Here is a 13381-nt window from a genome sequence, read left to right on the forward strand (position 1 = left end):
AAAGGGCGGATGTCATATCCGGATTACCTTGTATTTGAGCGCCTGGGCGATGGCCTGGGGCTGGGTCGAGGCATCGAGCTTGGCCATGGCGGAGCGGAGATAGGAACGTACGGTGTGAACGCTCAGCCCTTCAATATCGGCGATGTCGCGGGCCGACTTTCCCAGCGCCAGCCAACGGAGGCAATCGCGTTCGCGAGCCGATAGCTTGTATTTGCGGCCATGAGTATCGGGGGTGGCCAGGGTGTTGCGGATGACCCCGGCCATATCCGTTTCGGGAGCGAAATCGACAATATGAGCATGGAAACAGGTGCAAAGGAGGTGGAGAAGCGGTGTGTTGACTGACAGGGTATCGAGGTCCGTATCCGAGGCGCCGGCAAAGACCAGAACTGCCCCGACATAAGGTGGTCGCGACGTGGGGAAGACGACACCCCGATCGAGGCCGGCGGCAGACAGGGCCGCCCAGCGTGGCTGCGCCGAGGGAAGAGGGTTCCGCCAGGCCTCCTGATGGCTGAAGGGCCGGACAACACCCTGATGCAAGCGAGCCATGATCGGATCGTCTGCCCACCAGGCACTGTCAGCATCCAGACGGGCAAAGGGCTCTCTTTGCGAGGCGTAGAGCAGCATCCGGCTGCTGTCATTGGCCAGATAGGCTGTGGCGACGAAGCCGATGCCCCCAAATCCGGCGATGATGGAGTCAAAAGCGGCAATCAGCGCGACGGTGCCCTCGGCTGACTCGAGACGGCTCAAAAGCCTGTCGAAGAGCTGCTGGTCCATGATACTCCCCCGCGCCGCGAACCCGGCGGGCTCATGCGGCCATGCTCGTGGTGCAAGGTTGCCTCCGGGTCCACCGAACGGCAGATGGGATTCGAGCCTCCCGCCCGAAAACTAGCCGTCCGCGGCGCGATCCGCTATTGGCCTTTGGCTTCTTTCTTTGCGGCCTGCGGCTCCGTTGGCTATCGGCCTGCGGCCTGGCGGGCATATTCCTCAGCGTCGAACCAGCCGCGCGAGGATTTAACCTTGAGATCGTCGCCGAGCTCCCACTCCTCCCAGCCGCGGATATGGAGCGGATTGCCGGAACCGGCGTCGTGGCCGGTGAATGTCCAAACATAGATGACGTGATTGCCCGAAGCCCGGACATCGTCGCAGGTCAGCGACAGGTCGGGCACATCCGCGTAAAAGCCCGAGGCCATGTCGGCGACGCGGGACCGGCCGTTCCAGGGATCGCCCCTGTTGATGATGATATCGCCGTCCTCCGCATAGAACGAGGCGACCGCCTCGGCCGATCCGGAGTTCCAGGCGGCTGTGTAGTCGGCGGCCATTTTCTCGATGGCCTCAACCGGGTTCGTCATGGTCTTCCCCTCCCTCAACGACGTGGTGAAGCGCCGATTGTGGCCGGTTGGTGCCGAAAAGGCCAATTTGAGGGCCTTTCGGCGCGGTAGAGGGTTACACCGAGCGGGTAAGCCCGCCATCGACGCGCAGGTTCTGGCCGGTCATGTAGCCGCCTTCGGGCGAAGCGAGCCAACCGATCAGAGAAGAGATCTCCTCGGTGCGCCCATAGCGGCCCATGGGCACACGGGCGCGGCGCTCTTCGGTCTCGGGCAGACTGTCGATGAAGCCCGGCAGGACGTTGTTCATGCGGATATTGTCGGGCGCATATTTATCGGCAAACAGCTTGGTGAAGGCGGCGAGCCCGGCGCGGAAGACACCCGAGGTGGGAAACAGCGGGTCGGGCTCGAATACGGCAAAGGTCGAGATGTTGATGATCGCGCCGCCGCCTTGTGCCTGCATCAGCGGCGTGACGAGGCGCGTGGGGCGGATGACGTTGAGGAGGTAGACATCGAGGCCTTTGTGCCAATCCTCATCGGTAATCTCGAGAACGGGGCCCTTCGGGCCGTGGCCGGCGGAATTGACGAGCACATCGACCCGGCCCCAGCGCTGCCTGGCACCCTCAACCAGCGTTTCGAGATCGCTGGGCTCGAGATTAGAGCCGGTCACGCCGAAACCGCCGAGTTCCTTGCCCAGCGCTTCGCCCTTGCCGGACGATGAGAGAATGCCCACGCGAAACCCGTCGCTTGCAAGGCGGCGCGCAGCGTCTGCGCCCATGCCCGAGCCGCCTGCGGTGATGAGGGCAACCTTTTGTTCGCTCATGATTTTCTCCGGTCTGGTGGTCTGGTTGGGGCCGAGCCTATAGCGGGACAGGTGGCGTTGGCCATGCCGGGCGACACCAGATTCGCACCCGCGACATGCCGCGACCAGCCTTTCGGGTGTCGGGCTGGACAATTGGCGCATGCCGACGAAAGGCCTGCCGGGGCGTGAAGAACAGGGCTATTATTGGCGCGTTCAACCGGAATTGGAGGGAACGATGCCGGATCCGACACTATTGATGTGGAGCGCAGTGCTCACATTCGTGATGGTGCTTGCCGCGGGGTTGATCAAATACCGCGCCTGGACGCCGCAGGGGCTCAACACCATGATGGGCAATCGCGAGCATGTGGACGAGCCGACCGGCCTTGCGAGACGGGCCGACCGAGCCGCCGCCAACATGATCGAGAACATGGTGCTGTTCACCGCGGTCTTTGCCGCGGTGCATTTCAGCGGACAGGGTGATGCCCAGGCCAATTGGGGCGCGACCCTGTTTTTCTGGGCGCGGCTGATCTACTGGCCGGTTTATCTCGCCGGCATCCCTTATCTGAGGACCGGGCTCTGGGCCGTCGCGATCGTGGGCATAGGGATGATGGCCCTGTCCATGATTTGACAAGCATGGCGGCGGCAATGGCGTTGCCGCCGACCTTTTCCTCGGTTAGCGTTTTGCCCGGTTTGATCAATCTCCGGGGACAAGATGCTGAAAAAACTGGCTTTTGGAGCGCTGGCGCTGGCGATGGGTGTGGGCTTCGGTCTTGCTGCCCATGCGCAGGATGGCTCAGGCGAAGACGGAATCAACGCGCTCGCATTTTCGAATGGCACGGTGCTGCTGGGCTATTCGGACGAATATGGCGGCCGCGCCTCATCCCAATGGATTGCGCTGGCGCTGATCGACGAAGATCCGGCGCTTGGCTGGGCCAGCGCGCAGGGCGCACCAAAGCCGCATTCCTTCGTTTTCGAACTCAACACGGTTTATTCGCTGCACCGGTTCGGCTTTGACAGCGCGCAGGCCGAGGAAGGCGGGTATCCGGGCATCTCTGCGGAAGAGGTCAGGATTTCGGTGTCGACGGAAGGGGCGGACGGCCCGTGGACGATTGCCTATGAGGGCACCATCGATCCGGGCATGGCGTCCGCGCTCGACATTCCCGAGCCTGTCGAGGCGCAGTGGGTGAAACTGGAGATCACCGATAATGGCGGTCGCGACGATTATACGGAATTGATGGAGTTCAGCGCCTGGGGCCTGCCGATGGAGCCGCCGGCAACACCTGCAGCGGTGTCGGGAACCTATGACACCAATTGGGGCCGGTTCTATGTGAGCTACAAGGATGGCGCGCTGAGGGGCTGTTACAATCACGATGAGGGCAAGTTCTCCGGCTCGCTGGTGGGAAGCTTCCTCAATATCGAATGGCGCGAAACCGGCGACCAGCACGGCAAGGCGGTGATTGCGATCACGGCGGATGGCCGGTTCCTCAACGGCTTCTGGTACGAAAACGGGGCGCGGCAGGGGACCTGGTTCGGGCCGCTGATGGAGCCGGGCAGCGAGCCGGAATGTGCCGCCGACCTGATCGAGCCGACCAAAACCGCGATCGAGCAGTCGCTTGAGGAAACCGGGCGTGCGACGCTTTACGGTATCTATTTCGACCTCGATTCAGATGTGCTGAAGGCCGAATCCGAACCGACGCTGAGTGAGGTGCTGGCCTATCTGACCAACAATCCGGACAAGGGCGCGCTTTTCGAAGGGCATACGGATTCCCTTGGCGCTGATGATTACAACCTCGACCTGTCAGCGCGACGTGCGGCGGCGGTTGTGAGTTGGCTGACGGACCGAGGCGTCGATGCCGGGCGGCTTTCAGCCAGCGGTCTCGGCGAAGAACAGCCGGTGGCCGACAATGACAATCCGTCGGGCCGGGCGCTCAACCGGCGCGTCGAAGTCAGCCTGCAATAGGACGCCTGAATCGGACACGCCGCACTGCTGCGGGGCAGTGCGGCGTGCCAGGGAACCGGTGGACGCCGGGGATGGTGTGTTGGAGCGGTATCCCCGAGGACAGGCGAAACACGTCCGCCGGTTCCAAGCCTTGTTTGGTGACTAGCGGCCCAGACAGGACGGATCGCTGCGGATCGAGGAACAACATTCCTTGTTGGCGCGACAGATGGATTTGACCCATGCCTCACCGCCCTCGGTCCAGCGGAACTGGGCGCAGCCCGCGCTGAGCGAGGTGGCCATCAGCGCCGTCACGAGGAGGGCGGCGTGTAGCGCAGAATATCGCCGGGCTGGCATTCGAGGTACTCGCATATCTTCTCCAGGGTTTCGAAACGGACGCCCTTGACCTTGCCCTGCCGCAGCAAGGACATGTTGGCCTCGGTAATCCCCACATGTTCGGCCAGGTCCCGCGAGGTGACCCCGCGCTCGGCCAGGATGACGGCTAGCTTGACTTCTATCGGCATCAGACAAACTGCCTGTTTTCGTCTTCGAGACGGGCGGCTTCGGCCAGGATCGCGGCGATGACCCAGAACAGTCCGGCGGTGGCGATGGCGAAGAGTTCGGTGGTGCCGAACATGATCGCGACCGCCCCTTTGCCCGTGAGCCAGAGCGAAAGCATGATGCTCGAGACGGTGTTGCCCACCACATCGACGATGACGGACAGCAGGAGCGCGATGGCGAAACCGCGCAGGGCCACAAGGCCGTCGCGCCCGAAGAAATCGCCCTGCGAGAAGGCCCGGAACGCGGCAGAGAGCCGCCACAGCGCATAACCGGTCAAAAGAGACGCCGGCAAGTTGACCGCCAAAAGCGCCAGCCGAAGACCATTGTCTGGTGCCTGGGTTTCGCCAGCGGGCTGCAGGCCGGCCGCGGTCAACAGGGTCTGTGCATCGGCGAACCACAGCACCAATATTCCGGTGATGACCGCGAAGGCGGCAAACACCAGCGCCACCCACGACATCACACCACTCAATCGTTCGATCCGGGCCCGCTCTTGCCCTGTCACCTGTTCTTGTCCGGTCACCTGCGTTTGCCCGGTCACTGTCTCATTCATGTCGTTCTCCTCAAAAGGCTTGATTTCGTCATAATCCAATGATTATTGTTTTGCAATAAGTTTTATGCCCAAAACAGAAAGGAATATGGATATGACGATAAGGCGTACCGTGATCGCAGGGCTTTTGCTGGTGGTGGCCGGCGGCTTCGCGCTGGCCGATGTGGCCAGGGCCCAGGATGCCGGCATGACACCGGACGGGCAGGTGAGTGTGGCGGCCGTTCTCGACGGGATCGAGCAGTCCCCGCGCAGCCAGGAGGCCAACATGATGCTCAACACCTATCTGATCGCCGCCATCGAGGGCGCGATCGCCATGAGCAAGCGGTTGCCGACGCCGGTGCTGTGCCCCGAACAGTCTTCAGGCGAACTCGACGGAGCGATGCTGGTGGCGCATTTCACCCGCGCGGTGCCTGATCCGCGGATGCGCGACCAGGTGGCGGCAACCCCGCTGCTCGTCGGGCTTTTGACCGAGAAGTTTCCCTGCCGGTAGGGCGTCGCGCCTCCTGCCTCCCGAAAAGGCCGGTCCGCTTCTGGCGTGCCGGCCTTTCGGCTTTTCGGGCTCTCGAAAAATGGTGGCGAACGAATTGGAACTTCGTCCGGCGGGTCTCCGTTTGGCGGGCAGAACACCACAGAAAGGAGGACCGTCATGACGATGTTCACCACGACATCCAGGACTTCCAACACAACCTTGACCCGTGCGACTGCCAAGACCCCGTTCAAGCCGACGGTTCGTGCTTGGCTTGGCGCGGTGACCGGGACCCTGGCCGGCGCAATGCTGTTCGCCGCACCGTCCATGGCACAGGATGCGATGGCACCGGACGCGATGGATCAGAATTTCATGGCGCCCACGGTGGAACTGGGCGTTGATGCCACTGCCGCGGCCAGCGGCGAGGCGAATTCGTCCCGCATGACCAGCGGCGCCGATACCTATGGCGATGTGATCGCCGAGGTGCAGACCAATGTCGGCGTGACGCTTAACCTCGACGCCTTCGCCGAAGCAGACGAGGTGGATTTCGTCCGCCTGTCCGAGCTGAAGGCCGATCCGGATACCGCGACTCCGACCCTCGACTCGGTGCTTGAGGGTAATGCCGAGGCCATCGACCGGCTGCAGGCCGATGTCGAGGCCAGTTCGGCGCTGAGGGCCGAAATCGAGGAGCAGGACTTCTCGATCGAGGACGTGATCGCCATTGATGCGGCCACCGATGGTACGCTCGATGTCTATGTCGATGACCGCGCCTAGGCGAACCAGGCCCGTGTAAACACGGCACTTCCGCATCGCCGCCTCTGGCGGCTTGTGTTAGGGTCCCGTCCTTCTCAGGACGGGGCCTTTGATTTTGGACACATTGAACAAGGCAGTGGCCTTCGGGCTTGAAATCGCCGTTGTGGCGGCGGTCGCCTATTGGGCCTATGGCGCCGGCGGCAGCCCGGTGTGGGGCATCGCCTCGGCGGTGGTCGGCGCGATGCTGGTGATCCTGCTGTGGGGCGCGTTCGCGGCGCCGCGTGCCGAGCGGCGATTGAGCGGCGTGGCGCTGCTGGTGTTCAAGGCGGTGATCTTCGGGGCCGGGGCGCTTGCCCTGATCGCGGTGTCGCAATGGATTCTGGCGATCATTCTGGCGGGGCTCGCCGCCGGGCATCTCTGGTATTCGGCCGCCAACGATACGCTCTAGGCAAGGGGCGGGGTCTTCAGACCCGCGCCCTTTAGCCCTCCCGCGTGCGAGCCTTTCCTAAGCCTTTGAATTTCCGCGAAATTGTCACATTTAACTCGGGAACGACAGGGCGTGGTGCCCGTTTGGCTGTCACGGACGCAGCGAGAAAGGAGCACCACATGCTTACCACCAAGTCGACCACTCTTCGTGCAACAACCTTCGCCGCGGTTGCCGCGCTGATGACCGCGCCGGTGATGGCGCAGGACCTTGAGATCGGTACCGATCTCGGCCTTTCCGGTGATACCGGGGTCGAAGTGAGCGAAGACGGCGTCAATATCGGTGTCGATGCGGATGCAGGGGCCGGTGTCAACGCTTCGGCGGATGACGAAGACGGTGACAGCGAAGCCGATGCCGGCGTGAACGCGGATATCGGTGGTGACCTCGACGCCGGTGTCGAAACCGATGAGACACAGATGGCCGACGGCACCCACACCTATGGCGAGGTGATCTCGGACATCAATTCCGGCTTCGATGCCGAACTGTCGGACGCTGACGACGGTATCGATGTCGATTTCGTGCTGATGTCGGAGCTTGAAGGCAATGCGGCCTCGCATGCCGAAGCGCTCAGCGACACCATGCAGAGCCGCTCGGAGCTGATCAGCGATGTGCAGGCCGATTTTGAGGCCAATGCCTGGCTGATGGCCGAGCTCGACGATGAAGGTTTCACCCTCGACCAGGTCGTATGGGTGGAAGAGGAAGCCAGCGGCGACCTCGATGTCTTCATCGACGACCGCGCCTAGAGCACAATGCGTTCTGATTGAACCAGAACGCGTGCTCTAGCTTATTGTGATCGCATCGTTATTTGCGAAAAACCGGTACCCACTTTTTCGCACGATGCTTTAGCCGGACCTGACCTCCGGATCAGCCGAATAAGGGCTGAGGGCCGCCTTGCAGAAATGCAGGGCGGCCTTTTTTATGCCGCGCAACAGAGTGTGTTGACAAAGGGCCGGGGGTCTGTGATCGCATATCGGTCATGAGCGAAGACAAGATCAAAGGTCCGGCGTCCTATTTTCCGAGCATTGAGAAGAAATATGGACGCCCGATTTCCTACTGGAAGGAACTGGTTCGCGCGGCGCGCCCTGCCAGGCACATGGAACTGGTTGCCATGTTGAAGGACCAGCATGGCATGGGGCATGGCCATGCCAATGCGATCGTTGCCCATACGCTTGCCGAGGACGACGCCTGACCTCGTGACCGTGTGAGTTCCCGCAATTGCCGGGGGCAAGTCCGGTCGCCAGATCGATGTGGTTCAGACGCCGATCTCGTAATAGCCGAGCGCGTCGCCGATCGACTCCTCCTCATAGCCGAAATGCGAGAGCAGGACCTTTTCCAGCGCGTCATAGACCTCGCGGGCGGCGGCGAATTCTTCGGGGCCCTGATGGCGGATCAGGGCGACGAGGCTTTCGATCAGCCGCTCGAGCAGGGCGTGAACAACCACATGCTCATCGACGAGGCGCTGGGTGACCTTGCGGAAGGCCTCGGCCTTTTGCGAGAGGACCGGGAAGATCGCCTGATCCTCGATGCCGTGATGCATCTCGATGATCTGGCAATGCTGGCCGCAAAGGTTGCCGAAGCGGCGTGAGTTCTCGATGAAATGCAGATCGCTTGCGCGCTCGCGCAGTTCCTCGGGCGTGATGGCCCCCTGGGCGGCAGCATCGATCAGCCCACGCAGAACCTGCATGTTCTCGCGGAAGTGATTGTGGATCATGCGCAAATGCCGGCCCGGCGCGCGCTGTTCGAGGGTCAGGCCTTCGAGCCTGGGCGCCTCGGGGCGGGTGTCATCGTCAAGAAATTCGATATCCGAAAGAACGGAGGAAGGGGAGTGCATAGGGCCAGCGCGATTTTGGGGGATTGATATCGCCCTCAAGATGCGCACAGCGCCGCGCCGGTGCAAGGGCGGTCACACGGGTGTGCGTGGGGGCCGTCCTCACAATGCGTCGCAGACCCAGCTTTGCCATTGCTCCTCGGGGCGGCCGCCGAGTTTGGCGTAAAAGAGCTTGGCCTTCTCGTTCCAGGGCACGACGGTCCAGATCAACTGACCGCAATCGCCAGCGGCGGCCCTGGCCTTGACGGCGTTGAACAGTGCCTCACCGACTCCGGCCCCGCGGGCCTCTTCGGTGACATAGAGCTCCTTGAGCACCATGGTGGGTTTGAGGCTGTAGGTGTAGGGAATGAGATAGGTCACGGCCATGCCGAGGAGCATGTCCGAACCCTCACGGTGAGCCACCAGTGCCTCGAATTGCGGGGATGTTCCAAGCCCGCGCTTGATGATGTCGTCAGGCGTGACGGCAAGGTCGTAGCCCTCGAAATCGGCCAGCGCCAACATGAGGTCGTGGAGTTGTGGCACGTCCGGCCGCGTGAAGGGGCGAACGGCGATCGCGGTGGCGGGCATCAATAGTCTCCGTCCGGCAGCGTGTCGGCGTGCCAGGCGGCGGGATCGGGCGCTGTGGTCAGCATGGTGCGGATAAAGGCCTGGCGCTCATGCTCGATGACGACGCTTTCCCACACGCAGGCGTTGATGCGGGTGTCGGTAAGCCGCGTGAAATCATGGCTGCCCGCCGGGGCGAGCATGAGGATGTGGCAGTTGATCTCGCCAAATGCCCACCAGTGCAGCAGGAGCCAGGTGCCGTCCGCCCCGCTATGAACGATGGCATAGCCGAGCCCGTGATGACCGCCGAGATCGTGGATTTCGGGCACCTGGCGGTCGATCTCGCGGCGGAGCGCTTTGACGAGGGCGTCAGGTGCGACGGCCTCATCATGGCCGGCGTTGATCCAGTACATCTTGACCGCGATGCCCTGTGTCTCGTGCAGTCCGAGATGGCGAAAGGCGCGGTGGCGATAGGGTGTGGTGCTGCCGTCGATAGCGCCCGGCGGCGAGGCGAGGGGCTTGCCGGAGGCGGGGTATGTCTTTCGAAACCCGTCCTTGCTGGCGATCTTGCCATCGCGGAAGGTGAAAACGTCATAGCCGCGCGCCGTCATTTCCGGGCCATCGGCTCCGTCGGTCGTCCAGGACCAGCCGGCATAAGCCGTGTCGCCAAAGAAAACGCCCGGCTCGGCGGTGGCTTTTCCGGTGTCGAATGCGAGGAACTGTGCGAACCCCTTTCGTACCGCCTCGCGCCCGCGCCAGGTTTCGCCGGGTTCGGGGCCGATGGAGCCGGAATAGACCACATCATCGGTGACTAGCGCCATCAGCGCTTCGATGTCGCGGTCGCCCCAGGCCTTTTGAAACCGGGCAAGGACGGCCCGATTGATCTCGGTTTCAGGGTCAACAGTTTCTCTCTCTCCCGCGGTGGTCGCGGGGGTGTTGTTTGCAGCGCTCATGCCGGTCTCCAAGATTGCTCCCGGCACGAGGCTACTGCCCGACTGGCCCATGCTCTACGTCCAGTTCGGAGGTTTTGGATAAGGCCAATTATTTGGGGGAGTTGCGACCCCGACCCGCCTTGCCCTTTGCCCCCTGCGCCGGTTAGCTGAAGGCGGTTGGCGGGGAGAGGTTCATGTCCATCATTTTCGGGATCGTTCTGGCCGGGATCTGCGTGCTCATTCATTATGAGGCGCTCAGGTGGCTTTCCGGGCATCTCGACCGGCTGGAGCGGATTGCAAGGCGGCGCCTGCTGGTGGCGATTGCGGTCAGCTTTGTCGCGCATCTTGTCGAGATTGCGCTGTTCGCGGCAGCGTTCTGGCTGATCGCAGCGACCGGATTCGGGGCGCTCACCGGCGAGATCGACCATGATTTCTCGGATTATCTCTATTTCTCGGCCACGAGCTACACGACCCTGGGGGTCGGAGACATCACGCCCACCGACGGGATGCGCATGGTGGCGGGGATCGAGGGGTTGACAGGGCTGGTGATGATCACCTGGTCGGCATCCTTCACCTATCTGATCATGCGCAAGTTCTGGAGCTTCGACGAGGAATAGGCGCCTGGCGGATTGATTCAGCGTGCTTTGGCAAGCTGCTGTTTCCGCAAACAAAAAGACCGCCGGGCGGCGGTCTCAGAAGTCAGTGGTCAGGGTTGGGGTTATTGAGGGCGGCACCGGACTGGGGGGAAGGGGGCTGAGGAATGGCCCGGCCCGGCGCCTTTGGGGGAGGTCAGGAAAGGATGGTTGAGTTGGAGGTCAGTATCCTTTGCAAAATCCTGCCGAGTTCCCTTGTGGGGAAGCTTTCGGGGCCGATCAGGCCAGACCACCGCTGAGGGTGAGGACTGTGCCCGCAATGCCGGTCATGAACAGGCCGGCGACGGCGGCAAGGCTCATCTTGTAGATCTGCATCATGCGATGGTCGGTCATTGTGGCCTCCTTTCGGCCCGTTGTGGCCTTTCGGCTGGGGCGCCGTGGCGCCCTGTTAAAGAAGAAACGCCGGGACGGGGGAAAGGTTTCAGAAAGGGTCGCAAAAATTTGGGTGGCGGAGACAAAAAAGCCGCCCCGGGAGGGCGGCCTTGCCGTTGCGGGGGCCGGACAGAACCGTCCGGCCCGAAGGGTCCTGGTCTTACTTGTAGACCTGCAGCGAGCCGATCGCATTGTCGACCGGGCCAGGCAGCTGGTTGTGGCTGCTGTTGTAGACAATGCAGCCGCCATTGTAGTTCCACTTGTCGCAGACGCGGACCTTGTAGCCGGCAGCGAGGTAGAAGGAGGAGATATTGTTGTTCCTCCAGCCCTGCAGCTTGGGCCGGTTGCCCGAGCCCTGGATGCAGAAGCTCTGACCGGTGTAGTTCTTGCCGGTGTAGAAGCAGGACTGGCCCACATTCACGTTCACATTGGCGCCGTCGGACCCGAAGGTCACCGAGAAGTTGGGGCCGCCAAAGGTGATCGAGACGTTGGGCTTGTCTTCTTCTTCCTCGAAGCCGCCGCCACCGCCGCCGCCGCCATTGTAGAGCGTCAGGTAGCTCTGGGAGGCGAAGTAGCCATCACTGAACTTGCACCAGCCGCCCGAACAGCCCACGGTCTCGCGGACCTGGCCGGGATAAAGCACATAGACCTTGGAATAGCCGCCGCCAGGGCCGGTGCGCACATTGAGCGGGACGGTGGACGTCACCTGATCCGCATAGACCGCGCCGGCGGTTGCCAGCAGGCCGGTAAAGGCGAGGATGCCCGCCATAAGCCATTTGGAAAGTTTCATGTCTGTCTCCCTGCGAAAATCTGGATTATTTCCAGTGTCAGCACTTGATCATTTCGCGAATGAACCGGTGCTGAACGAACCTGCTGCAGGGCGAGCCATGGACGCCGAATAGCGTTGGCGCTTGCTCGAGCCGGCCGCACGGCTCGTCTATCCAGTGCATAAAGTCTAGCCCCATCAGGGGTTTGACGCCAGAAAAAAGCGATTCGGACCGGTCGAGCGGTAAACGAATTGCGCCGGACCATCGGCCCGGCGCATTTGCGATGTGTGGCGAGACGCCCTCCGCCCGCGTCCCCGGCGGTCCGCCGCATGGCGGGCGGACCATCAGCCTCAGAGCGGGGGCGCCCCATTCGGGGCCTCGGTCCCGGCGCCCGCGATTACCGGTCGCGAAGCACGCGGAAGGAGGAAATCCGGTCGTTCCAGTAGCGGCCGACATTGGGGGTGTTGCTGTCGATCACACGGCAATTGCCGCCATAGCTGGCATGTTCGCAGACCTGCACCTTGTAGCCGCGGTTGACCTTGATCGAGGAGATCTGGTCGTTCCAGCGATTGCCGACATAGCGGCGGCTGTCGCCCCGGTCGGCGCAGAAGGAATTGCCGCGGTAGCCGACATGTTCGTAGAAGCACACGACGTCGTTGCCACGACCGCCCCAGCCGCCATTGCCACCACCGTAGCCGGGCCGGCCCGGACGATTGTAGCGGTCATCGTCGCAGTTGACGCCGAATGAGAAGTTCGGGCCGTCAATGCAGAAGCCGACATCGGGGTCGTTGTTGCCACCCTGGTTGCCGCCATAGCCGCCACCCTGATTGCCGCCGCCATTATGGCCACCGCCATAGCCACCGCCATAGCCACCGCCATTGTTACCGCCGCCATAGCCGCCGCCCTGGTTGCCGCCGTAGCCGCCGCCATTGTTGCCGCCATAGCCGCCGCCATTGCCATAGGCCGGGACGAGATAACGGTCGGACGCGTAGCCACCGCGGTCGAGCTTGCACCAGCCGGAGCCGCAGAAATCAACTTCGACCTTCTGGCCAGCATAAAGGGTGTAGATCACCGGGTAGCCGGTCGACGGACCCGAGCGAACGTTGAGCGAGGTGGTGGACTGCATGGGGGCGGCATAGGCCGCGGCAGCGCCGGTGAAAGCGAGGCCGAGAGCGGCAGCGCCGGTGATGAAAAGCTTGCGAAGCGACATGGTGAACTCCTTGATGGTGAACCCCGGTGCCGGGTGTTCGTGTTGGTGTGAGCGGAATTCAACATTTGGCGGCTGAACGGTAGCTGAACAGCGTTTTTAGTTTTGTTTCAGACAACTAGGGGAGGCAGGGAAGGCCGGATTTCCGGGCTTTCCAGTCTGTCCGAGGCGAAAAAAAAACGCCGCCCCGGAGGGCGGCGTTGAT

Annotated in this window: 18 protein-coding genes; 8 read left to right on the forward strand and 10 right to left on the reverse strand. The window is 62.5% G+C overall.

What is annotated here, in order from left to right; genetic code table 11:
• Nucleotides 1–12: 12 nt before the first annotated feature.
• The 3 genes from G489_RS0105270 to G489_RS0105280 form a co-directional block, all read right to left on the reverse strand.
• Nucleotides 13–774: a helix-turn-helix transcriptional regulator gene (locus tag G489_RS0105270; protein WP_029040659.1), complete on the reverse strand. Its 762-nt coding sequence runs from the start codon at nucleotides 772–774 to the stop codon at nucleotides 13–15.
• A gap of 179 nt (nucleotides 775–953) precedes the next feature.
• Nucleotides 954–1349: a nuclear transport factor 2 family protein gene (locus G489_RS0105275; protein ID WP_029040660.1), complete on the reverse strand. Its 396-nt coding sequence runs from the start codon at nucleotides 1347–1349 to the stop codon at nucleotides 954–956.
• A 94-nt stretch (nucleotides 1350–1443) separates the two neighbouring features.
• Nucleotides 1444–2148: an SDR family oxidoreductase gene (locus G489_RS0105280; RefSeq protein WP_029040661.1), complete on the reverse strand. Its 705-nt coding sequence runs from the start codon at nucleotides 2146–2148 to the stop codon at nucleotides 1444–1446.
• A gap of 139 nt (nucleotides 2149–2287) precedes the next feature.
• On the opposite strand from G489_RS0105280, the gene G489_RS0105285 reads away from it, so the two are divergent.
• On the forward strand, nucleotides 2288–2755 hold the full coding sequence (locus G489_RS0105285) for an MAPEG family protein (protein WP_210162572.1): 468 nt from the start codon (nucleotides 2288–2290) through the stop codon (nucleotides 2753–2755).
• 84 nt (nucleotides 2756–2839) lie between these two features.
• The gene (locus G489_RS21620) at nucleotides 2840–4087 is read left to right on the forward strand and encodes an OmpA family protein (RefSeq protein WP_051332326.1); all 1248 of its coding nucleotides are present in this window, start codon (nucleotides 2840–2842) and stop codon (nucleotides 4085–4087) included.
• A 287-nt stretch (nucleotides 4088–4374) separates the two neighbouring features.
• On the opposite strand, the gene G489_RS0105300 is transcribed toward G489_RS21620, so the two are convergent.
• Together G489_RS0105300 and G489_RS0105305 are read right to left on the reverse strand one after the other, a co-directional pair.
• Nucleotides 4375–4587, reverse strand: coding sequence for a helix-turn-helix domain-containing protein (locus G489_RS0105300; RefSeq protein WP_029040663.1), 213 nt, complete (start codon nucleotides 4585–4587; stop codon nucleotides 4375–4377).
• Nucleotides 4587–5174 (reverse strand): DUF2975 domain-containing protein, encoded by a 588-nt coding sequence (locus G489_RS0105305; RefSeq protein ID WP_035871503.1) that lies wholly within the window; start codon nucleotides 5172–5174, stop codon nucleotides 4587–4589. The genes G489_RS0105300 and G489_RS0105305 overlap by 1 nt, the downstream gene beginning before the upstream one ends.
• A gap of 91 nt (nucleotides 5175–5265) precedes the next feature.
• On the opposite strand from G489_RS0105305, the gene G489_RS0105310 reads away from it, so the two are divergent.
• From G489_RS0105310 to G489_RS0105330, 5 genes are all read left to right on the forward strand, one after another.
• Nucleotides 5266–5661 (forward strand): hypothetical protein, encoded by a 396-nt coding sequence (locus G489_RS0105310; RefSeq protein WP_035871505.1) that lies wholly within the window; start codon nucleotides 5266–5268, stop codon nucleotides 5659–5661.
• Between the two features lie 156 nt (nucleotides 5662–5817).
• On the forward strand, nucleotides 5818–6411 hold the full coding sequence (locus G489_RS0105315) for a hypothetical protein (protein WP_029040666.1): 594 nt from the start codon (nucleotides 5818–5820) through the stop codon (nucleotides 6409–6411).
• A gap of 94 nt (nucleotides 6412–6505) precedes the next feature.
• The gene (locus G489_RS19180; protein WP_162142404.1) at nucleotides 6506–6838 is read left to right on the forward strand and encodes a YrdB family protein; all 333 of its coding nucleotides are present in this window, start codon (nucleotides 6506–6508) and stop codon (nucleotides 6836–6838) included.
• Nucleotides 6839–6996: 158 nt separating this feature from the next.
• The gene (locus G489_RS0105325; RefSeq protein ID WP_029040667.1) at nucleotides 6997–7617 is read left to right on the forward strand and encodes a hypothetical protein; all 621 of its coding nucleotides are present in this window, start codon (nucleotides 6997–6999) and stop codon (nucleotides 7615–7617) included.
• Nucleotides 7618–7850: 233 nt separating this feature from the next.
• Complete coding sequence (locus tag G489_RS0105330; RefSeq protein ID WP_029040668.1) at nucleotides 7851–8063, forward strand: DUF4287 domain-containing protein; 213 nt, start codon at nucleotides 7851–7853, stop codon at nucleotides 8061–8063.
• Nucleotides 8064–8126: 63 nt separating this feature from the next.
• Here the strand turns inward: G489_RS0105330 and G489_RS0105335 are convergent, their stop codons facing one another.
• The 3 genes from G489_RS0105335 to G489_RS21625 all read right to left on the reverse strand — a co-directional run bounded on the left by G489_RS0105335 (nucleotide 8127) and on the right by G489_RS21625 (nucleotide 10198).
• Complete coding sequence (locus G489_RS0105335; RefSeq protein ID WP_029040669.1) at nucleotides 8127–8705, reverse strand: hemerythrin domain-containing protein; 579 nt, start codon at nucleotides 8703–8705, stop codon at nucleotides 8127–8129.
• A gap of 99 nt (nucleotides 8706–8804) precedes the next feature.
• Nucleotides 8805–9269, reverse strand: a complete 465-nt coding sequence (locus G489_RS0105340; RefSeq protein WP_029040670.1) for a GNAT family N-acetyltransferase — start codon at nucleotides 9267–9269, stop codon at nucleotides 8805–8807.
• The gene (locus G489_RS21625) at nucleotides 9269–10198 is read right to left on the reverse strand and encodes a nuclear transport factor 2 family protein (protein WP_162142405.1); all 930 of its coding nucleotides are present in this window, start codon (nucleotides 10196–10198) and stop codon (nucleotides 9269–9271) included. Before G489_RS21625 ends, G489_RS0105340 begins: the two co-directional genes overlap by 1 nt.
• Before the next feature lie 173 nt (nucleotides 10199–10371).
• Between G489_RS21625 and G489_RS0105355 the strand changes: the two genes are divergently transcribed.
• Entirely contained in the window at nucleotides 10372–10794 is a 423-nt protein-coding gene (locus G489_RS0105355; protein ID WP_029040671.1) for a potassium channel family protein, read from the forward strand.
• Nucleotides 10795–11362: 568 nt separating this feature from the next.
• Here G489_RS0105355 and G489_RS0105365 read toward each other — a convergent pair.
• On the reverse strand, nucleotides 11363–11992 hold the full coding sequence (locus tag G489_RS0105365; protein ID WP_029040672.1) for an SH3 domain-containing protein: 630 nt from the start codon (nucleotides 11990–11992) through the stop codon (nucleotides 11363–11365).
• A gap of 374 nt (nucleotides 11993–12366) precedes the next feature.
• On the reverse strand, nucleotides 12367–13179 hold the full coding sequence (locus tag G489_RS21630) for an SH3 domain-containing protein (RefSeq protein WP_029040673.1): 813 nt from the start codon (nucleotides 13177–13179) through the stop codon (nucleotides 12367–12369).
• Nucleotides 13180–13381 lie beyond the last annotated feature (202 nt).

The organism is Cucumibacter marinus DSM 18995, assembly GCF_000429865.1.
Classification (GTDB): Bacteria; Pseudomonadota; Alphaproteobacteria; order Rhizobiales; family Devosiaceae; genus Cucumibacter; species Cucumibacter marinus.